Here is an 18,780-nt window from a genome sequence, read left to right on the forward strand (position 1 = left end):
GACATCGACGTGGAAGAACTGCTGTTGCGCACAGGCTTCGAGATCGAGCTGCTGGCGCCCGCCGGATCCGACCGGCAGACGTTGGCGGATGAGCTCGCGGCGCGGTGCGCTGGGCGGGTGCGGCGGTCCTTCCACGTCGACAGCGAGCCGTCGGCGGTGCCGGGCGTGGGGGTGTTCCGGCACCTGTCCCCGGCGTTCGACGTGGTCGACGAGCACGGCCGCCCGGTCGCGCGCCTGGTGGACGACATCACCATCCAGCGGGACCTCGTCCCGGCGCCCGGGCATCAAGGGGCGCTCGGGCGCCGGGACTGGTACCGCATCCTGTGCGACGAGGGGCGACTGCTGCGCCTGATCGAGCGGCACACCGACCCGTACGCGCCGCTGGCCACGGTGCTGGATCCTGTGGCCGAGCTGTTCGGCGCCCGCGTCGACATGCTCTCCGGGGCGGCCCGCGTGAACGACTCCGCCGGCGCCACCGTGGCGGTGGCCATGACCCTGCCCCCCGGTCGTGAGCGGCCCTGCGAGATCGTCACGCCACCGCTCGAGTCCCACCACGCCCAGTCGCTGGAACGGCTGCTCGGCCCCGCGCGCGAGCTCGGCTTCACCGTCCCGCGCGAGGCCGCGGTGCACCTGCACGTGGACGGCGCGCCCTTCCGGCGCGCGGAGTCGTTCGCCAACGTGGTGCGCCTGTTCGGGCACTGGCGTGAGGAGCTGTGGACGGCACTCGACGCGAACCCCGACTGCCGCCGGGTGGCGCCGCTGACGCAGGAGCTGGTGGACCTGGTCGAGCTCCCGTGGCAGGAGGCCGGCGAGCGTGGTGTCTGGGCCCTCATGCGAGACGCGGCACAGGGCGCGGGCGTGACCAAGTTCGCCGACGTGAACCTCAAGCAGCTGCTGACCGACCGGCCGGTGCGCGACACCCTGGAGGTGCGCATCCTGCCCGGTGACCTGGACGGCCACTCCATCGTGCGGCGCGCGGCCCTGGTGGAGGCGCTGCTGACCCGATGCCTCGACCCCCGCCCGATCCCGCGCCCGGACCGCCACGCGGTGCGCGACCCGCTCGGCGCGCTCCATGACCTTCTGGGGGTGCGCCGATGAGCACGTGGACTCAAGCGGCCCGGCCGGACAGCGCGGCGATCCCTCGCCTGCAGCCATGGCGGCCCATGCGGCAGGAGTCAGTCGAGGGTGATGAAGGGCAGGTCGCGGCGAGTTCCGGACAGCGGCTCGACGACGTGGTGCACGCCCACCTCCCCGGGCTGCTCCGCTACGCCACGGTGCTCACCGGGGACGGCCACACCGCCGCCGACCTGGTGCAGGAGGTGCTGCTGCGCGCCCACGTCCGGTGGAACCGCATCGCGATGATGGACCGCCCCGACCTGTACCTGCGGCGGATGGTCACCAACGAGCACCTGTCGTGGCGTCGCCGCTGGCATGTGCGCACCATTCACGTCGCGGCCGACGACGTCCTCGCCGCCCACGCCGACCCGGAGCAGGATCACGCCCGGCGCGTGGTCGAGGACGACTGGATGTGGCGGCGCCTGGCCGCGCTGCCCCCGCGCCAGCGCGCGGTGCTCGTGCTCCGCTTCTACGAGGGCCTCGCCGACCTGGAGATCGCCAGGGTCCTGGGCACCTCCACCGCCACGGTCCGCTCGCACGCCTCCCGGGCTTTGGCCACCCTTCGCGCCACCGATCCCTCGACCACCACGGAGCAGCCATGAGCACCCACCTGCGAGCCATCGACGGCTCAGATGACGGTGACGTCCCCCAGCGTCCCGGTGTGACGTCAGGGCTCCCGAGTCCGCGTCAGGGTCCGGGCCTGGGTCCGGATCCCCACGGGCCGGACGCCGACCTGATGGACCGGATCGACCGAGCCCTGCGCTCGCGCGAGGTCGCGACCCCCGACGCCGCTGTCGTGGCCGCGCGCATCGAGGACCGGCTCGCCACCCTGCCCGCCGGAACGGGCGCCCGTCGCGGCGCCAAGATCGTCGTCGCGGGCGTCGTGACCTCGACCCTGGCCGTGGTGGGCGCGGGCGCCGCCGCCGCCGCCGATCCCTACTCGAACGTCGCGCGGGCGGTCGAGAATGCCGCGCAGGCGGTCGGGGTCAATTGGTCGCCGATGCCCGAGGGATACACCCGGGCGCAGTACGACGCGTTCTGGGGCGCCGGCTACTCCCCGGCTGATGTCGAGGCCTTCAGTGAGTTGTGGAACACCGAGGAGCTGGAGACCAAGGCGCTCGCCGGTCAGAAGATCCTGGACGGCGAGACCCTGCCCGCGCCCGCGCCCATCTCGGACCCGGCCTTGCTTCAGCCCAGTGACCCTCAGGAGGTGGCGGCCAGGGCGTTCTGGGATGCGGGCTACAGCGCCGAGGACATTGACCTGCTGGTGAGCCTGTGGGGCAACGAGGACACCTGGGAGGTCAAGGTGGCCGCGGGCGAGAAGCTCCTCGCGGGGGAGGCCCTGCCGATCACTCCGAGTGGCACGCCGGCACGCGTGAGCCCGACTCCCTGAGGGTGCAGGACACGATCGGGGGATGGCCCAATGTCTCTCTTCTTGCGACGCCGATGTGTTGCGGCTGTCGGTGTCGCAAGAAGAGAGACGTAGGCGGCCCGGCGGTCAGACGAGTGCCAGCAGCCCTGCGGTCAGGACGATGCTGGCGACGACCTCGCCGATGCCGATCCATCGGGCCGTGAGGCCGGGCCACAGCCGCGGCACCAGCGCCGCCCGGATGGTGAAGAGCGCGAACACCACGCCGAGCCACGGCTGGGCGACAGCCGCCGCCACGGTGGCCAGCGCGTGGTACCCGATGGACGCGGCGTAGACGGCCCGGTTGCCGCGCTCGCGGATCAGCGATTTCACGTACAGCACCGTGCCGCCGAAGTAGGCGAGCAGCAGGCCGGTGAGCAGCCAGATCCCCGGCTGATCGGCCCCCGGCAGCCAGGCGTCACTGCCTCCCGCGTTGGCGCCGACGCCCGCCGCGACGACAGTCATCAGGCAGGCCGCGACGATCGTGACGCCGTCGTTGAGGTACGAGCGGTCCTGGCGTCGCCAGGAGCACCACAGGCTGACCACCATCAGCGGCGCGTACACCGGGACCCAGCGCAGCAGCTCGGGCGCGACCGCCACCACCAGCAGCGCGAGCGCCGCAGTCGCGATGCCGTAGGCCCGCACGGGCGGCAGGTAGCGGGCCTTGCGCCGGGACTTCAGCCACAGCCCGGCCGCGAAGAACGCGAAGTACCCGACGAGCCACACCCCCAGCAGCGGGAGCTGCCGCCACGCCAGCCCGGAGTGCAGGGCGCCGACCACGAACGGCACAAGCAGCATCGCCCACGCGCCGTGCTGGTTCGGGACCCACCCCGGCGACCGGCGGCGGGATGCGGGCGCAGGGCGGGCGCGATCGATGGTGGGCACGGATCGACGGTAGCGGCGGGGCCTGAGCGCCCGGCGGGACATGGGTCCTCGCGTGCGTGACCTCCGAGTGTGCTACCGCATGATGTCGGTCGGTAGCATGTGGGGATGGCCACCACGCTCCGTCTCTCGCCCGAGCTCCAGGCGCGCGTCAAGGAGACCGCTGCCCGGGAGCACCGTTCCGAGCACGCGGTGATCGTCGAGGCGGTCGAGCGGTACACGTCCGACCGGGACCGCCGTCGTGACGCCGCCCTCGCGCGGGTGCTCGAGCGCGACAAGGCGATCCTGGACGCCCTCGCGTGATCCCGACATACCTCGAGCTGCAGGATCTCCTGCTCTTCGGGGCGGCGATCCTCGGGCACGACCCCGAGGTGCGGGACTACGGGCTCCTGGAGTCGGCGCTCGCGCGTCCCCGGGCCACAGTGTTCGGAGAGGACGCGTACGCGACTCTCGACGAGAAGGCGGCCGCCCTGCTGCTCTCCGTCGTGCACAACCACGGGCTGGTCGATGGCAACAAGCGGCTCGGCTGGGTGTCGATGGCTGTCTTCTACGAGATGAACGGGTGCCTCATCGAGGCGCCCCATGCCGAGGCGATCGACCTGGTGCTGAGCATCGCCGCCGGGGAGCTCGACGATGTCGCGAAGCTCGCCGAGACGCTCAGAGGCTGGCTCCGGCCGCTGCCCGCGTGAGGGAAAACGCCTGGACGTCGGAGGCGCGGCGTGCCTAAGGTGCCCGACATGCTCCTGTGATCCGCCCCGAGTCCGTTCCCGACTCTCTGCGTCGCGCCAGCCCGGCCGCGGCGCGCTGGTGGTGATCACTTGTCCTCTGCGTCCTTCCCCGCTCGATTCTCCGGTCCCGCTGGGCTCTCCGGCCCTGTGCTGCGGGCCGAGTCCCTGACCCGTTTCTACGGCGCGCATCGCGTGCTGGACGGCGTGAGCCTGTCCGTCGATCCCGGGCGCCGAGTCGGCGTCGTCGGCGAGAACGGCATCGGCAAGTCCACGCTGTTGCGGCTGCTGGCCGGGGTGGAGGAGCCCGACTCGGGGTCCGTCTCCCGCCCGCCCGACCTGGTGTTCCTGGGGCAGGAGCCGTCGTTCGGCCCGTCCGCGACGGTGGCCGAGGTGATGGCCGATGCCCTGGCCGATGTGCGGGCGGTCGAGGCGGCGCTCGAAGCGGCCGCCGCCGCGCTCGCTGACGACCCCGATGGCGTGGGCGCGCGGGCCTACGAGCGTGCCCTGGCCCGCGCCGAGGCCGTGGACGTGTGGGGCGCCGATCGTCGGGCCGAGGTGGTGCTCGCCGGGCTGGGCATGGCCGAGGTGCCACGGGACAGGGCGTCCGGGCGGATGTCGGGCGGTCAGCGGAGCCGGCTCGCGCTCGCGGCGGTGCTGGTGCGGCGCCCGTCGGCAGTGGTGCTCGACGAGCCCACGAACCACCTGGACGACGAGGCCGCCGAGTTCCTGGCCGCCGCGCTGCGGGACCTGCCCGGCGCCGTGGTGCTCGCGAGCCACGACCGCGTGTTCCTCGACGAGGTGTGCACCGAGATCTTCGACCTCGACCCCTCGTTCGACGGCCCCACGCTGTACGGCGGCACGTACAGCAACTACTTCGACGCCCGGCGGATCGAGCGTGAGCGGTGGGAGGAGCGCTGGTTGGCCGAGCGGGAGGAGCGCGCCGCCCTGCGGCAGTCGGTGCGCGTGACGTCCCGCGCCGTCGGGCACAACGCGGCCCGGCGGGACAACAACAAGATGTCCTTCGGCATGATCGGCGATCGCGTGGAGCAGCAGGTGGCCCGCCGGGTCCGCGACGCGCAACGCCGGCTCGACGAGTTGGAGGCCTCGCAGGTGCGACGGCCGCCGACACCGCTGCGGCTTGCCATCCCCGCCCGGCCCGTTGGCGCTGGCGGCGGCTCGCTCGCCGTCCAGGTGAGCGGCGCCGTGGTGCCCGGGCGGTTGCGTGTCGACGCGTTGGACCTGGCGTCTGACGCGCGGCTCTTGGTGACCGGGGCCAACGGGTCCGGCAAGTCCACGCTGTTGCACCTGCTGGCCGGCGACCTCACCCCGGCCGAGGGCGCAGTCCACCGGGCGCGCGGCATGGAGGTCGCCCTGCTGGAGCAGGACGTCGGGCTGGCCGACGACGCCCGGACGCCCCGCCAGGTCTACGAGCTCGTGACAGCCGACCTGCGGGGCGCCCCGCCGCTCACCGACCTGGGGCTGGTGGCGCCGCGCGACCTCGACCGGCCGCTGCGGGAGCTCAGCGTCGGGCAGCGCCGACGCGTCGTGCTCGCGCTGCTGGTGGCCCGGGCGCCCAGGGTGCTGCTGCTCGACGAGCCGACGAACCACATCTCGCTGACCCTCGCCGAGGAGCTCGCCGACGCACTGGGCGACTGGCCCGGGGCCGTGGTCGTCGCCACCCACGACCGGTGGCTGCGGCGCGGCTGGGGCGGCGACACCGTGGCCATCGAGGGTGGGCGCCTGGTGCGCTGATTGCCCGCCCTTGCCCCACCTCGCGTGCTGTCGCCTGCCTGGGCAAGGGAGACGGAGCCCCAGATCCCTTGACCTGCGCGTCGGGCTGCCGACCGGGAGGGTAGGAGTCTCCACCCCCGGGAGCCGTCATGCCGCTGCATCGTCGCCGCACCTCGATCACCCTGCCCGCCGTGCTGGTCGCGGCCTGCCTGACGCTGGGGGTGGGCAGTGCCGCGCAGGCCCCGACGCCTGCCGTCGAGCGCGCGGCCACCGCCTCGGAACTGCTCACCCCCGCGACCGGGATGCTGGTGGGCGCGTTCGTGCAGCCGCGTGATGATCGGGGCTCGGAGGCCGCCGTGTCGGCGTTCGAGGAGGCGACGGGCCGCAAGTTGGACCTGCAGCGCTGGTTCGCGCGGTGGGATGAGCCGATGCCGCCGGCGCAGGTGGTGACGACGCTGCGGCGGGGGCGGACGCCGGTGTTGTCGATCGAGCCGCGACGGCTCGACGGCAGCAAGATCTCGTGGGCGTCGATCGCGGCGGGTGAGCATGACGCGGAGATCGCGGCGCAGGCGGCGGGGATCGCCGGGTTGGCCGAGCCGCTGTTCCTGGTGTTCCACCATGAGGCCGATATCGCCACGGGGCATGGCTCGCCTGCGGAGTTCCGGGCGGCGTGGCGGCATTACGTCGGCGTGATGCGGGATGCCGGGGTGACGAACGTGGCGTGGACGTGGGTGGTCACGCCGGGCAGCTTCGGGTCGGCGCCCTCGACGGCGGGCGCCGACGCGTTCTACCCGGGTGACGACGCGGTCGACTGGCTGGCCCTCGACCCGTACAACTGGCATGGCTGCGCGCCGTCGAAGCCGCCCGCGTGGCGCACCCTCGCCGACGTGGCGGGCCCGTTCCGCCGCTGGTCGCAGGGCCACGGCAAGCCGCTGATGCTCGCCGAGTGGGGCTCGGTCGAGGACCCTGCCGATCCCACGCGCAAGGCCCGCTGGTACACCGAGGCGCTGGCGGCGCTGGCCACGTGGCCGGAGGTCAAGGCGGTGTCGATCTTCCACCAGCACGGCACGTGCGCCTGGTGGGTGGACTCGTCGGCCGAGTCGCTCGCGGGGTACTCGCAGGCGGTCCGGGCGGCAGAGACCCACGGGCGCCCGTCGGCGTGGCTGATGCCGTCCACCACCCACGGCTCGGCGCCGCTGGGCGTCACGTTCGATGGCTCGCGCAGCACCGGCTCGGGGTCGGTGAGCGGCGCCGGGATCACGTCGTGGCGCCTGGACCCGGGTGACGGCTCGCCCGTCGTCCAGGGTGTCGGCGCCCCGCCCGCGGCGCTCGCGCACACCTATGCCGCGGGGAGCTTCGCGGCGCGTCTGACGGTCATGGACGCCACCGGTGCGACGGCCTCCGACGTCCTCACCGTGACCTCGGCGCCCGAGCCGAAGGTCAGCATGGCCGAGGGCGTCGTCGACGCCACGAGCGCGGAACTCAAGGCGTGGGTGTCGCCGCAGGGTTATGAGGCGACGGTGCGCATTGCCTGGGCGCCCACCGCTGGCGGGGACGGCGGCCCGGGCGGGACGGGGGAGGCCTGGCTGACCGTCCCACCCGTCACGTACTCGCGGGCGCTCACCCACAGCCTCGTCGACCTGCTGCCGGGCACGTCGTACACATGGACGGTGACGGCGTCGACAGAGGCCGGGACCTCGACGCTGAGCCGGACGTTCGGCACGGCTGGGCCCCCGACGACATCCTCGACCTGGTGGGAGGACCGCACCTCGACCTCGATCACGCTGCGGGCGCTGGTGCATCCGCACCGGCTTCCCACGCAGGTGTGGTTCGAGTGGGCTCCGACGGGCCAGTGGCCCGCCTGGTCGGGGTGGACGCAGGTCGACGCGACATTCGAGAAGTCGGTGTCCGTCCCTTTGCGCGGCCTGCGACCCGGAACCACGTATGCCTACCGGGTGGTCGCGATGAATGCGATGGGCGTCGTGCGGGGGCCGGAGCGGACCGTGACGATGCCGTTCTGAGGGAGGCGCTCAAGTTGGGCATCTCGATTGTCGATATGCCCATCAAGGAAGCGGCACCCCCACGATCGAGACGGAGCAGGTCGATGACGACAGCACTGGACGCGCCGCCGCGCAGGACGCGGACGCTCACCTCGGCCCTCGGGGTGGGCGCCCTGACGGTGGCCGCGTGGCTGGCCATCACCGTGGGCGTGGTCCTGGCGATCATGGCGATGGGCGGCAGCGTGAGCACGTCCGTGCCGGTGCGCCTCACCGCCGAGGCGCCCGCGCACCAGGACGTCGTCCTGCCCTGCGTCGAGGGATGGGCACTGGATGGCGGCAGTTGCGCCCCGGCAGCGCAGCCGGAGCAGTGGCACGGTGGCGCCGCCCTCCCGGTGCGCAGCGCCGGCGGCCTCCAGGCCGAGGCGCACGACCTCGGCGCGACGGCCTCGCTCCTGGGCTCGATGCCGACCTGGGTGGGCTTCGTCGTCGGGGGCGCGATGGGACTCGTGCTGATCCCGGTGCTGCGCGCGACAGCCCACGGTCGCCCCTTCGCCCGCGGCAACGCGCGCGGACTCGCCGTTGCCGCCGCGCTCGCCCTGGTGGGCGGCCTGCTTGCCACCGCAGGGCCGATGCTGGCTGCGCCCAGTGCCATCGCCGCGATCGAGGCCCTGACGATCCACTCCGCCACCGGCGCCTTCGACATGCCCGACGGCTGGCTCGAGCCGGCACTCCAGGTCGCCTGGTGGCCCGTGGTCATCGCCGCACTCCTCGCCGTCCTGGCCGCCGCCACCCAGCGGGGCGCGCGCCTGGCCGCCGACGTCGAAGGCCTCGTGTGACCGACGACGACGCCGCAGCCCACCGCGTCACCTGCCGCCTCGGCGACCTGCTCGACGCGCGCGGCCTGACCCTGGTCCAGCTCGCCGCCCTGACCGGCGTGACGGTGGCGAACCTGTCGGTGCTGAAGAACGACCGAGCGCGGGCCGTGAGGTTCAGCACCCTCACCGCGATCTGCGACGCGCTCGACTGCCAGCCGGGCGACCTGTTCGCGGTCACGGCGCCCGAGGGCGCCCCTCGACAGGGACATGTGTGACGCTGGCGCCATGAGCGACACAGACGCGCAGCCCGGACCTGTCGACGCGTCAGGCGAGGAGCGGGCCGCCCAGGCGCTCGCGGCCTCGGGGATCGACCACGTCATCGTCCGGCACGGCCGGGTGTCCTCCCTGGTGGAGGCCGCGGCGGCCCGCGGGGTCGAGCCCGGGGCCCTCATCAAGACGATCGTGGTGCGGCGCGGCGAGGGCGACTACCTGTTCGTCCTCGTCCCCGGCGGGCGGGCGATCTCCTGGCCCAAGCTGCGCGCCCTGCTGGGCGTGAACCGGTTGTCGATGCCCGACGCGGCCACTGCCAAGGACGTCACCGGCTACGAGCGCGGCGCCATCACGCCGTTCGGCTCGCTGCGCGACTGGCCGGTGGTGGCCGACGAGCATGTGCTGGGGCAAGAGGTGTCCATCGGCGCCGGTGGCCACGGCGTCGGCGCCACGGTGGACGGGAACGCGCTGGTGGAGGCGCTGGGCGCGCAGGTGGCCGACGTGACGGACCCCGAGCCCGCGGGGTGAGAACCCGCCGCCGGACGAGCGCGCGTCGGACCTGCTCGGTAATGTGATGGACCGGTCCGTGCGGGCCCACAGACCTCCGGCGCGCCGGGGGTGGGCGAGAGACATGGCTGGGGAGAGATGTACCTGATCGAGAAGACCGCCGCAGCGGGCGGGATCGAGGTTGCTGAGGCCGACGGAGTCGTCACGGTACGACTCTGGGGCGAGGTCGACGCGGCACTGCGGGAGCAGGCGAGCCAGTCCATGGCCCACACCCTCACCAGCCCAGCCCGGGTGGTGGTCGATGCCACGGACGTCACGTTCATCGACTCCACGGGGCTCGCGTTCATCCTGCAGGTGCACCTCGCGGCGGGCGAGCAGGGCCGACGGGTCACGTTGCGGGATCCGAACCGCACGGTCACAGGCCTGCTGGACATGATCGGGATGGGCGGGGAGCTCGACCTCGAGGACGAGTCCGTCAGCGCCTGAGCCCTGAGGGCCACGCCTGGTTCCGCACCCGTCGGAGGTCTCGACTAGGTTCGCGACATGCGGCTCCTGCACACCTCCGACTGGCATCTGGGCCGCACCCTGCACGGGGTGGACCTGCTCGACCATCAGGCGGCCCACCTCGACCACCTCGTCGAGGTCGCCCGGGATGAGCAGGTCGACGCGGTGCTCGTCGCCGGCGACGTGTACGACCGCGCCGTGCCGCCCGTCGAGGCCGTGATGCTCCTGTCCGAGACGCTCGCGCGCCTCGCCGAGCACACCACTGTCATCCTCACCCCCGGCAACCACGACTCCGCGGCCCGGCTGGGCTTCGGGGCGGCACTCATGCGGGAGCGCGTGCGGGTCCGCAGCCGCGTGTCGGGCCTGGCCGAGCCGGTCATGCTGCCCGACGAACGCGGGGACGTGCTCGTGTACGCGCTGCCGTATCTGGACCCCGACGTGGTGCGCCGCGACCTCGCGGAGGACGGCGCCGCCGAGCCGTTGGCGCGATCGCATGAGGCGGTGATGGGCGCGGCGATGGACCGCGTGCGGGCCGATCTAGCCCGACGGGTCGCGGACGCCGCGCGCGCCGGGTCCCCGCGGCCGCGCGCGGTCGTGGTCGCGCACGCCTTCGTGGTGGGCGGGCTGCCGAGCGACTCCGAGCGGGACATCCGGGTGGGCGGCGTGGACGTGGTGCCCTCGGGCGTGTTCCGGGGGGTCGACTACGTGGCGCTGGGGCACCTGCACGGGGCGCAGCGCGTCGGGGCCGATCCCGGCCTTGAGGCTGCTGCCAGCCCCGGGCCGAGCCCGCTGCTGCGGTACTCCGGCTCCCCGCTGGCCTACTCGTTCTCCGAGTTGCGGCAGGTGAAGTCCACGGTGCTGCTCGACGTGGACGCCCTGCCCGACGCCTCCGCCGCGCGGCTCATCCCGGCGCCGGTGCCGCGCCGCCTGGCCGAGCTCACCGGGCCGATCGACGAGCTGCTGGGCGCCGCGGGCGAGGCCCACACCGACGACTGGCTGCGGGTGACAGTGACCGACCCGCATCGGCCCGAGGATCTGTACCGCCGGGTCAAGGACCGGTTCCCGCACGCGCTGGTGATCCAGCACCGACCACCCGAGCGGGTGGGTGGCGCCGTGCGCGCCGGAGCCGTCACGCAGGCGCATGACGTGCTGGAGGTCGCGGCGGAGTTCGTCGAGCATGTCAGCGGACAGGCGCCCACGGTGGCCGAGGCCGCGGTGCTGCGCCAGGCGTATGAGCAGGTCACGGCTGCCGAGCGGAGCGCCTGATGTATCTGCGCACACTCGAGCTCCAGGCCATCGGGCCGTTCGCCGGCCGGCATGTCATCGACTTCACGGCGGTGGGCGCCTCCGGGCTGTTCCTGTTGGAGGGCCCCACGGGCGCCGGCAAGTCGACGATCATCGACGCGATCGTGTTCGCGCTGTACGGCAAGGTCGCCTCACCTGCCGCCAGCGAGGAGCGCCTGCGCTCGGCCTTCGCGCCCGAGGACGTGGAGAGCGTCGTCGACCTGGTCTTCGAGACCGGCGCGGGCGCCTTCCGGGTGCGCCGCACCCCGGCCTATGACCGGCCCAAGAAGCGGGGGACCGGCACCGCGCGGCAGCAGTCGACGGTCAAGCTGTGGCGGCTGCCGGTGGAGGCGGTGGACGACGGGGACGTGGCCGAGGGTGAGATCCTCTCCACCCGGCTCGACGAGGCCGGGGCCGAGCTGCAGCGGATCATCGGGCTGGACCGGGCGCAGTTCGTCCAGACGATCGTGCTGCCGCAGGGCGAGTTCGCGAGCTTCCTGCGCGCCGACCCCGAGCATCGGCGCAGCCTGCTGCAGAAGATCGTCGGCACCGAGGTGTACGAGAAGATGCAGCAGCGGCTTGAGGAGATGCGCCGGGAGGCGCAGCGCGCGGTCACCGAGGCCCGGGGATCGTTGCGCAGCGCGGCGGCGCACTTCGCCGGGGCCGCGGCCCTTGACGAAGCGGCCGCCCACGAGCTGGAGGCTGCCGCCGCCGACGAGGCCAGCCAGGCGGTGGCGCTCGCGCAGGGCCACGTGGAGCGGCTCCTGGAGCACTCCCGGCAGGCCCAGGCCGACCAGGCGCGGGGTGAGCTCGGCGCCGCCGAGGCAGCCACAAGGCTCGACAGCCTCACCACAGTGGCGGCCGCACTGGCCCGCCGCAGCATGCTGCGCGCCGAGCGGGACGAGCTGGAGGCCCTGGCCGGCGCCCACGCGCAGGACGTGGAGCGCCGCGATCGGGGGCGCCGGGCGCTTGCCGTCCGCTCGTTGATGAACGGCCTGGACGGCGCCGTGCGCGCGCAGGCCAGCGCCGAGTCCGCCGTGCACGCCGCCGTCGCCGCGGCGCCAGCAGGGCTGTTGCCGGCCACCTCGCGCGTGTTCGGGCTGCTCGGGCGGCATCCGCAGGAGTTGCCCGGCGACGAGCCCGTGGACCCGACGCACCTGGTCGCGCAGCTCACCGCCGCGTTGGACGCCACCCGCCGTCGCGACGAGCAGACTGCGGCGACCCTGACCCGCCTGGTCGCGCTCGAGGCCGAGCTGCCGGAGCGGCGCCGGGAGGCACGGGACCTGCACACGTCGCTGGCCACCGCGCGCAGCGAGGCGAACCGGCTCGCGGAGGTGCTCACCACGCGGCCAGCCGAGCGGGCGGAGATCGTCTCCCAGCTCGCGACGGCCACCGAGTTGATGAGCGAGCTCAGTGGGCGCCGCGCCGAGGAGAAGGCCGCCGAGGCGCTGCTGGCGGCGGCGGGCGTGGCGGAGCGCACCGCCCAGGAGCTCGACGAGGCGACCCGGATCCAGGGCGCGGCGGCCGTCGCCGCGCACCGGGCGGTGGAGCATGAGGCGCAGGCACGCGACGCGCGCATCGCCGGGATCGCCGGGGAACTGGCCGGTGGGCTGGCCTCGGGGGATCCGTGCCCGGTGTGCGGGGCGCGCGAGCATCCCGCCAAGGCGCCGGTCGACGCGGCGGGCGTCACCGCCGAGGACGTCGAGCGCGCGTCGCAGGAGCGGGCCAACGCCGAGACGGTCCTCGCCGAGCAGGCCGCCGAGGTGGCCGCGCTGACCGAGCGGCTCGCCGCCGCGCAGGAGGCAGCCGAGGGGCTGAGCGTCGAGCAGGCCAAGGGCAGGCTGGCCCAGGCGCAGATGCTCGTGGGCATGGCGGAGTCGGGCGAGGCGGACCGCTTGGCAGCGCAGGCGGCCCTGGCCGCGCATGACGAGGAGACGGAGATCGCCCGCGGACGTCGCGGCGAGCTCGAGCAGCTCTGCGCCGCGGAGCAGGCGCGGGCCACAGCGCTCGACGCGGCACTGGTCCGCGACGAGCACGACGTCGACGAGGCCCGCGCCGGCAGCCCCACAGTCCAGGCCCGGCAGGACGCGCTCCGGGCCAGGATCACGGCGGCCACCGCCGTCCTGGACGCCCTCGGGGACGTGGAGCGGGCCACCCGTGACCGCCTGACGCGCACCGCCGAGCTCGAGCAGGGCCTCGCTGAGCATGGCTTCCTCGACGCGGAGGACGCGCGGGCCTCGTTGCTGGCCCCGGAGGCGCTGACCGCGCTGGAACAGGCCGTGCGCGAGCATGAGGCGGCCGTCGAGCGCGTGCGCGCCGAGCTCGCGGACCCGGCTCTCGCGGGCCTGCCCGATCCCGGCCCCGACCCGGCCGAGTTGGAGGCCCGGGTCGCCGCGGCCCGCGCCGAGCACACGGCCCGCGCCGCGGAGGCCACCCGCCTGGCGGGCGCCGCGGCACTCGCCAGCGAGCGCGCAGCCGTGGCGCAGTCCTCCATGGCGCAGGTGGCGGAGGCGGCCAAGGCACTGGAGGGGGCGCTGGCCGACGCGGCGCCCGTGACCCGGGTGGCGGGCCTCGCCGCGGCATCGGGCGGGGACAACGCGCGGGCGCTCACCCTGGCGACGTTCGTGCTGGTCCGACGCTTCGAGGATGTGGTGGCGGCGGCGAACGACCGGCTGGCCGTGATGTCCGACGGCAGGTTCGAGCTGGTGCGCAGCGACGAGCGGGAAGACGTCCGCACCCGGCGCACCGGCCTGTCGATGCGGGTGATCGACCACCGCACCGAGACCACCCGCGACCCGCGGACGCTCTCCGGCGGGGAGACGTTCTACGTGTCGCTGTGCCTGGCCCTGGGCATGGCCGACGTGGTCACCGCCGAGGCGGGCGGCATCGACCTGGGGACGCTGTTCGTCGACGAGGGCTTCGGCTCACTGGACCCGCACACCCTCGACGCGGTGCTCGCCGAGTTGGGCCGGCTGCGGGCCGGTGGCCGCGTGGTGGGCGTGGTCTCGCACGTCGAGGCGCTCAAGGCGTCCATCGCGGAGCGGATCGAGGTGCGGCGGCTGCCCGACGGCGCCAGCACGCTGTCCGTGCGCGCGGGCTGACGGCGCCCTCGGACGGTGGGTTTCACGGCGGATGTCACGGTGGGGCCTGTGCCGGACATTCCTGGGGTACAACCTGCCTGAGGAGGCCCCATGAACCCCGTGAGCCCTGAGCGCGTCGAGCAGTTGCTCAAGGACGCCGCCCCGCGCCCGGTCGGCGCTGAGCCGGACAAGGACGTCGACCGACTGCTGCAGGCCATGGCCGCTGACGTGATGGCCGCGCAGCCCGCCGGGCCGCGCCTGGCGGCGGTCGTCGCGCTCAAGCGCCGGCGCCGCGGCCTGGTCGTCGCGCCGGCCGTCGCCGGTGTCGTCCTGGCCCTCACGGCCGCCACTGCCGTGACGGTGTGGCGCAGCACTGCCGCGCCCGACTTCGCCGAGACCGTCTCCCGCCACACGGAGCAGGTGTCGCTGCCCCCGGGCGCCGATCGCGCCGCCTACGTCGAGTTGCTGCGCGTCCAGGGGATCGAGCACCCCGGCTCGGTCAGCGACGCGGGCGTCCGCGGCTCCGTCGGGTACTACGCGTCCTGTGCGTGGCTGACGTCGTGGGACGCGCGCCACGAGGCGGGCGACATCGCGGGCGAGGCGCAGGCGCTCAGCTCCTACCGTGAGGCGATCGGCTCGCCGTGGCTGTCCGAGACGGACGGCGGGGGCGTCGTGGCGAACCTCGAGGAGGTGGCCGCCGCCGCGGCACGCGGTGACCGGGACCGGGTCGCGCAGGAGCTCGACCGCAACTGCGCCGGCCTCCCGCTCGGCGGTGTCCAGTGACGTCGCCGCGCCACGCGGAGCGGTTCACCGACCTGATGGGCGCGCATGGTCCTGCGGTGCTGGGCTACCTCACGCGCCGCACCGATCCGCCCCAGGACGCCGCAGACCTGATGGCCGAGACGTTCATGGTCGCCTGGCGTCGGCTGGACGCGGCGCCGGCGGAGCCCGACCAGGCGCGGGCATGGCTGATCGGCGTCGCCCGCCACCAGCTCGCGAACCATCGCCGGGGCCGCCTCAGACGGGCCCAACTGGCCGACCGGCTGCGCCAGCACCTGCTGGTCAACGCGCCCCGCGCCGACGCCGGGCCGCACCGAGACGTCCACACGGCCCTGGCCGCGCTCAAGGACGAGGACCGCGAATTGCTGACCCTGGTCACCTGGGAGGACTTGACGCCCGCGCAGGCCGCGACGGTCCTGGGGCTGTCGTCGGCGGCGACCCGCAAGCGGCTCGAGCGCGCCCGAGGGCGGTTGCGCGCGGAGCTCGAGCGGACGGACCGAGCCGGCCACCCCGGCCGGGAGCTGCCGAGCACGGCGCCGAGCACGCCGCCGGGCAGGGTGGCGTCCGCACGTGTGTGACGCCGGGCCGGCCCCGTGAGGGCCGGCCCGGCGTCCAGGCCAACGGCTATGGCGTGGAGCCGCTGACCTCGGCACGGGGTGGGCGGGCGCCCATCTGGGCCACCGCCTCCCGTGCCACCCGGGCCCCCGCCCGGGCAGCCTCAACCGGCTCCGGCTCCCGGGACCAGTGGTCCAGGAACCCGGCGCAGAACGCGTCGCCGGCGCCGGTGGTGTCCACGGCGGCGACCCGGTCCGCCGGGACGTGCACCGGGTCGGACCCGGCGCTCGCCACGACGCAGCCGTCGCCGTCGAGGGTGACCACCGCCGTCGCGTAGTGCTCGGTGAGCCGGGCGGCGCCGAGCATCGGGTCGGAGGTCCCCGTGAGGGCCTCCGCCTCGTCGCGGTTCGGGAAGCAGAGCCGCGCCCCCGCCGTCCAGCGCAGGAACTGCTCGGCCCCCACCTCGCGCAGGAACGCCACCGAGCTCGGGTCCACGGACACCGGGACGCCGAGGCTCCGGGCCCGGTCCATGAGGGTCATCGCGGCGCCGCGCACCCCGATCTCGAAGTACGAGTACCCGGTGAGGTGCAGCATCGACGCCGCGCCGAGCAGATCGGCGGGGACGTCGTCCGCGGTGAGGTTGAGGTTCGCCGCGCGGTCCGTGAGCATCGTCCGCCGGCCCTCGGGGTCGACCATGATGACGATGGTCCCCGTCTCGGCGGCGGAGTCGACGGCGAGGCGCGCGTCAACCCCGAACCCGGTGAGGAAGTCCGTGTGGAACGCGTGGTCGAACGCCCCGACGCGGCCCACGAACGTGACCTGGTTGCCCAGGCTCCCCAGCCAGCACGCCTGGTTGGCGGCGGACCCGCCGGGGCTCCGGACGATCTCCGCACGCGTGTCGGAGTCGGCCGTCACCCCGGCGAGCGGGCGGACCAGGATGTCGTTGATGACGTCCCCGACGACGAGGACCCCTCCCGGCCCGCCCGTCGGGGCGCCGTCAGCGCTGCGCGGCGCCACGACCGGCCCACGCGGTCGCGATCTGGCCACCGAGGGTGATGTTGTTGCTGGCGATGTCGATGTTGACGTCCAGGCTCTTGCCCTCGGTGTGCTGCACCAGGTACGCGAGGAGGAACGGGGTGACCTCCTTGCCGCCCACACCCTGCGCGTCGGCGGCCTCGAACGCGGCGGCGAGGACGCTGTCGTGCAGCTCGGGGTCGAGCTGCTGGCTGACGGGCAGCGGGTTGGCCACGAGCACGGCGTGCGTGGAGCCGATCGAGTCGTGCGCGGCCATGACGCCCGCGATCTCCTCGGGGGTCTCGACCTGCCAGTCGATGGAGTGGCCCGAGTCGGTCAGGTAGAAGCCCGGGTAGCGCTGGGTGCGGTACCCGAGCACCGTGACGCCGAGGGACTCGAGCCGCTCGAGGGTGGCCGGGATGTCGAGGATCGACTTGGCGCCCGCGGAGATCACGGTGATCGGCAGCTTCGACAGCATGGTCAGGTCGGCCGACTCGTCGAAGGACTCCTGGGCGCCGCGGTGCACGCCGCCCAGGCCGCCGGTGGAGAAGACCCGGATGCCCGCGGCGTGCGCGAGCAGGGCCGTCGCCGCGACGGTGGTGGCGCCGGTGACCTTCTTGACCATGGCGATGCCGAGGTCGCGGCTGGACACCTTGATGACCGAGGTGTCCTCGGCGATGCGGACGATGTGCTCGTCCTCGAGGCCGACCCGCAGCACGCCGTCGATCACGGCGATGGTGGCGGGGGTGACGCCGTCGTCGACGAGCAGCTGCTCGAAGTGGCGGGCGGCGCCGAGGTTCCGCGGGCGCGGGAAGCCGTGGCTGATGATCGTCGACTCGAGGGCGACGACCGGGCGGCCCTCGGCGAGGGCGTCGGCGACGGCTTCGGACAGGACGACAGGGGTGGTGCTCATGTGGTGGCTCCTTGGTAGTTCTGGTCGGTCTGGTCGGAAGCCGCGACATTCGGTTTCGCGGTGGGCGCCGGTCCGGCGATCCGGATGGCGCCGAGCGCGAGCAGGGCCGTCACGGGGACGGCCATGAACGCGAGTTGGAGGCCCGCGACGTCGGCGAGGGCGCCGAGCATCAGCGGGAAGGCGATCGAGGTGGCCGAGGTGAGCAGCGACGCCCGCGCGACGGCCGCATCGGGCCGGTGGGGGAATCCGCTGACGACCAGGGCGATCGACGCCGGGTAGAGGTTGGCGGCGGCGAGCCCGCCGAGGCCGGCGGCGAGCACGGCGAGGAACGGGGTGGTCGCGAAGGTGAGGACGGCGGCTGCCGCCAGGCCCACCAGCAGCGAGGCCACCAGCACGGGCGGCGCGCCGAGCACCCCGACGAGCCGGCTGCCGAGCACGCGGCCGGCCACGATGGCCGCCCACATCACCGACGCGGCCCCGGCGGCGGTGGGCGCCGAGAACCCGCCGACGTCCACCAGGTGGGTGGCCGTCCAGAAGATGAAGGACCACTCCACGGCCACGCTCAGGCACATGGCCGCGTAGGCGGCCCGGGGCCGGCGCAGGGCGGTCGCCGCCTGGCGACTGGCGGCCCCGGTGGAGTCGGCGTCCATGGCGGCGCGCCCCCGCAGCAGCAGGGGCACCACCACGACGAGCAGCAGCGCGGCCTGCACGGCGGGGAACCCGCGCCAGCCCAGGGCCGTGGCCGCCACCACCGGGAGGGCGGCGGCGGCGGCCACGGCGCCGATGCTGTAGGCCACGTTGAGCTCGCCGATCATCTGCGCGCCGTGCCGCCCGTGCAGGGCGACCAGCAGCGCCTGGCCCGCGATGAGCGTGGAGCTCATGGCGAACCCGACCAGCACGAGCGCGCCCACGCTCATCACGGCGGTCTGCGCGGTGGAGATCAGCGCGGCCCCCGTGGCGCCGAGCACTGCCGCGCCGATGAGGATCGGCATCCGCCCGTGCCGTCGTCGGACCCGCTCGGCGACGGTCGCCGCGAGCAGCCCGCCCACGGCCAGCGCCGTGATGTGCAGGCTGCCGATGGTGTGCGACATCGGGATGTCCGCCTGGAGGAACGGCATCAGGCCGCCCAGGCTGCCCTGCAGCAGCGCGCTGACCAGGACGAGCACGAAGACAGCGAGGGTCAACCCGTCACG

Annotated in this window: 19 protein-coding genes; 15 read left to right on the forward strand and 4 right to left on the reverse strand. The window is 74.2% G+C overall.

Annotation, left to right across the window (positions count from 1 at the left end):
* Nucleotides 1-9 precede the first annotated feature (9 nt).
* From QUV83_RS10605 to QUV83_RS10615, 3 genes are all read left to right on the forward strand, one after another.
* The gene (locus tag QUV83_RS10605) at nucleotides 10-1,098 is read left to right on the forward strand and encodes an amidoligase family protein (RefSeq protein WP_289564494.1); all 1,089 of its coding nucleotides are present in this window, start codon (nucleotides 10-12) and stop codon (nucleotides 1,096-1,098) included.
* Nucleotides 1,095-1,718 carry a SigE family RNA polymerase sigma factor gene (locus tag QUV83_RS10610; protein WP_289564495.1) on the forward strand — a complete coding sequence of 208 codons (624 nt, stop codon included), beginning with the start codon at nucleotides 1,095-1,097 and terminating at the stop codon, nucleotides 1,716-1,718. Before QUV83_RS10605 ends, QUV83_RS10610 begins: the two co-directional genes overlap by 4 nt.
* Nucleotides 1,719-1,852: 134 nt before the next feature.
* Nucleotides 1,853-2,509 carry a hypothetical protein gene (locus tag QUV83_RS10615; protein WP_289564496.1) on the forward strand — a complete coding sequence of 219 codons (657 nt, stop codon included), beginning with the start codon at nucleotides 1,853-1,855 and terminating at the stop codon, nucleotides 2,507-2,509.
* Nucleotides 2,510-2,614: 105 nt separating this feature from the next.
* On the opposite strand, the gene QUV83_RS10620 is transcribed toward QUV83_RS10615, so the two are convergent.
* Nucleotides 2,615-3,409: a YwiC-like family protein gene (locus tag QUV83_RS10620; RefSeq protein ID WP_289564497.1), complete on the reverse strand. Its 795-nt coding sequence runs from the start codon at nucleotides 3,407-3,409 to the stop codon at nucleotides 2,615-2,617.
* A 105-nt stretch (nucleotides 3,410-3,514) separates the two neighbouring features.
* On the opposite strand from QUV83_RS10620, the gene QUV83_RS10625 reads away from it, so the two are divergent.
* From QUV83_RS10625 to QUV83_RS10680, 12 genes are all read left to right on the forward strand, one after another.
* On the forward strand, nucleotides 3,515-3,709 hold the full coding sequence (locus QUV83_RS10625; protein ID WP_066583027.1) for a hypothetical protein: 195 nt from the start codon (nucleotides 3,515-3,517) through the stop codon (nucleotides 3,707-3,709).
* Nucleotides 3,706-4,095, forward strand: coding sequence for a type II toxin-antitoxin system death-on-curing family toxin (locus tag QUV83_RS10630; RefSeq protein WP_354003937.1), 390 nt, complete (start codon nucleotides 3,706-3,708; stop codon nucleotides 4,093-4,095). Before QUV83_RS10625 ends, QUV83_RS10630 begins: the two co-directional genes overlap by 4 nt.
* A 129-nt stretch (nucleotides 4,096-4,224) precedes the next feature.
* Nucleotides 4,225-5,886 (forward strand): ABC-F family ATP-binding cassette domain-containing protein, encoded by a 1,662-nt coding sequence (locus QUV83_RS10635; RefSeq protein ID WP_289564498.1) that lies wholly within the window; start codon nucleotides 4,225-4,227, stop codon nucleotides 5,884-5,886.
* Between the two features lie 128 nt (nucleotides 5,887-6,014).
* Entirely contained in the window at nucleotides 6,015-7,886 is a 1,872-nt protein-coding gene (locus tag QUV83_RS10640; RefSeq protein WP_289564499.1) for a hypothetical protein, read from the forward strand.
* An 83-nt stretch (nucleotides 7,887-7,969) separates the two neighbouring features.
* Nucleotides 7,970-8,701 carry a hypothetical protein gene (locus QUV83_RS10645; protein WP_289564500.1) on the forward strand — a complete coding sequence of 244 codons (732 nt, stop codon included), beginning with the start codon at nucleotides 7,970-7,972 and terminating at the stop codon, nucleotides 8,699-8,701.
* On the forward strand, nucleotides 8,698-8,955 hold the full coding sequence (locus tag QUV83_RS10650) for a helix-turn-helix domain-containing protein (RefSeq protein WP_289564501.1): 258 nt from the start codon (nucleotides 8,698-8,700) through the stop codon (nucleotides 8,953-8,955). Before QUV83_RS10645 ends, QUV83_RS10650 begins: the two co-directional genes overlap by 4 nt.
* 10 nt (nucleotides 8,956-8,965) lie before the next feature.
* Nucleotides 8,966-9,478 (forward strand): aminoacyl-tRNA deacylase, encoded by a 513-nt coding sequence (locus QUV83_RS10655; protein ID WP_289564502.1) that lies wholly within the window; start codon nucleotides 8,966-8,968, stop codon nucleotides 9,476-9,478.
* Between the two features lie 117 nt (nucleotides 9,479-9,595).
* The gene (locus QUV83_RS10660) at nucleotides 9,596-9,943 is read left to right on the forward strand and encodes an STAS domain-containing protein (RefSeq protein ID WP_066583009.1); all 348 of its coding nucleotides are present in this window, start codon (nucleotides 9,596-9,598) and stop codon (nucleotides 9,941-9,943) included.
* A gap of 57 nt (nucleotides 9,944-10,000) precedes the next feature.
* Nucleotides 10,001-11,227 (forward strand): exonuclease SbcCD subunit D, encoded by a 1,227-nt coding sequence (locus tag QUV83_RS10665; RefSeq protein ID WP_289564503.1) that lies wholly within the window; start codon nucleotides 10,001-10,003, stop codon nucleotides 11,225-11,227.
* A complete protein-coding gene (locus tag QUV83_RS10670) occupies nucleotides 11,227-14,346 on the forward strand; it encodes an AAA family ATPase (protein ID WP_289564504.1) in 3,120 nt (1,039 codons plus the stop codon). The genes QUV83_RS10665 and QUV83_RS10670 overlap by 1 nt, the downstream gene beginning before the upstream one ends.
* 90 nt (nucleotides 14,347-14,436) lie before the next feature.
* Nucleotides 14,437-15,108 (forward strand): hypothetical protein, encoded by a 672-nt coding sequence (locus QUV83_RS10675; RefSeq protein WP_289564505.1) that lies wholly within the window; start codon nucleotides 14,437-14,439, stop codon nucleotides 15,106-15,108.
* Nucleotides 15,105-15,683: an RNA polymerase sigma factor gene (locus QUV83_RS10680; RefSeq protein WP_289564506.1), complete on the forward strand. Its 579-nt coding sequence runs from the start codon at nucleotides 15,105-15,107 to the stop codon at nucleotides 15,681-15,683. The genes QUV83_RS10675 and QUV83_RS10680 overlap by 4 nt, the downstream gene beginning before the upstream one ends.
* A gap of 46 nt (nucleotides 15,684-15,729) precedes the next feature.
* Here the strand turns inward: QUV83_RS10680 and QUV83_RS10685 are convergent, their stop codons facing one another.
* The 3 genes from QUV83_RS10685 to QUV83_RS10695 are packed head-to-tail and all read right to left on the reverse strand — an operon-like array spanning nucleotide 15,730 to nucleotide 18,771.
* Nucleotides 15,730-16,677, reverse strand: a complete 948-nt coding sequence (locus QUV83_RS10685) for a carbohydrate kinase family protein (RefSeq protein ID WP_289564507.1) — start codon at nucleotides 16,675-16,677, stop codon at nucleotides 15,730-15,732.
* Nucleotides 16,658-17,587 (reverse strand): pseudouridine-5'-phosphate glycosidase, encoded by a 930-nt coding sequence (locus QUV83_RS10690; RefSeq protein ID WP_289564508.1) that lies wholly within the window; start codon nucleotides 17,585-17,587, stop codon nucleotides 16,658-16,660. The genes QUV83_RS10685 and QUV83_RS10690 overlap by 20 nt, the downstream gene beginning before the upstream one ends.
* Nucleotides 17,584-18,771: an MFS transporter gene (locus QUV83_RS10695; RefSeq protein ID WP_289564509.1), complete on the reverse strand. Its 1,188-nt coding sequence runs from the start codon at nucleotides 18,769-18,771 to the stop codon at nucleotides 17,584-17,586. Before QUV83_RS10695 ends, QUV83_RS10690 begins: the two co-directional genes overlap by 4 nt.
* Nucleotides 18,772-18,780 lie beyond the last annotated feature (9 nt).

It is taken from the genome of Cellulomonas cellasea (genome assembly GCF_030372105.1).
Lineage (GTDB): Bacteria > Actinomycetota > Actinomycetes > Actinomycetales > Cellulomonadaceae > Cellulomonas_A > Cellulomonas_A cellasea_A.

Bases quoted from the DNA above. Each gene is read 5' to 3' on its own strand.
- QUV83_RS10610 (WP_289564495.1), top strand. From the start codon at position 1,095: ATGAGCACGTGGACTCAAGCGGCCCGGCCGGACAGCGCGGCGATCCCT.
- QUV83_RS10615 (WP_289564496.1), top strand. From the start codon at position 1,853: ATGGACCGGATCGACCGAGCCCTGCGCTCGCGCGAGGTCGCGACCCCC.
- QUV83_RS10625 (WP_066583027.1), top strand. From the start codon at position 3,515: ATGGCCACCACGCTCCGTCTCTCGCCCGAGCTCCAGGCGCGCGTCAAG.
- QUV83_RS10640 (WP_289564499.1), top strand. From the start codon at position 6,015: ATGCCGCTGCATCGTCGCCGCACCTCGATCACCCTGCCCGCCGTGCTG.
- QUV83_RS10645 (WP_289564500.1), top strand. From the start codon at position 7,970: ATGACGACAGCACTGGACGCGCCGCCGCGCAGGACGCGGACGCTCACC.
- QUV83_RS10655 (WP_289564502.1), top strand. From the start codon at position 8,966: ATGAGCGACACAGACGCGCAGCCCGGACCTGTCGACGCGTCAGGCGAG.
- QUV83_RS10660 (WP_066583009.1), top strand. From the start codon at position 9,596: ATGTACCTGATCGAGAAGACCGCCGCAGCGGGCGGGATCGAGGTTGCT.
- QUV83_RS10665 (WP_289564503.1), top strand. From the start codon at position 10,001: ATGCGGCTCCTGCACACCTCCGACTGGCATCTGGGCCGCACCCTGCAC.
- QUV83_RS10670 (WP_289564504.1), top strand. From the start codon at position 11,227: ATGTATCTGCGCACACTCGAGCTCCAGGCCATCGGGCCGTTCGCCGGC.
- QUV83_RS10675 (WP_289564505.1), top strand. From the start codon at position 14,437: ATGAACCCCGTGAGCCCTGAGCGCGTCGAGCAGTTGCTCAAGGACGCC.
- QUV83_RS10690 (WP_289564508.1), bottom strand. From the start codon at position 17,587: ATGAGCACCACCCCTGTCGTCCTGTCCGAAGCCGTCGCCGACGCCCTC.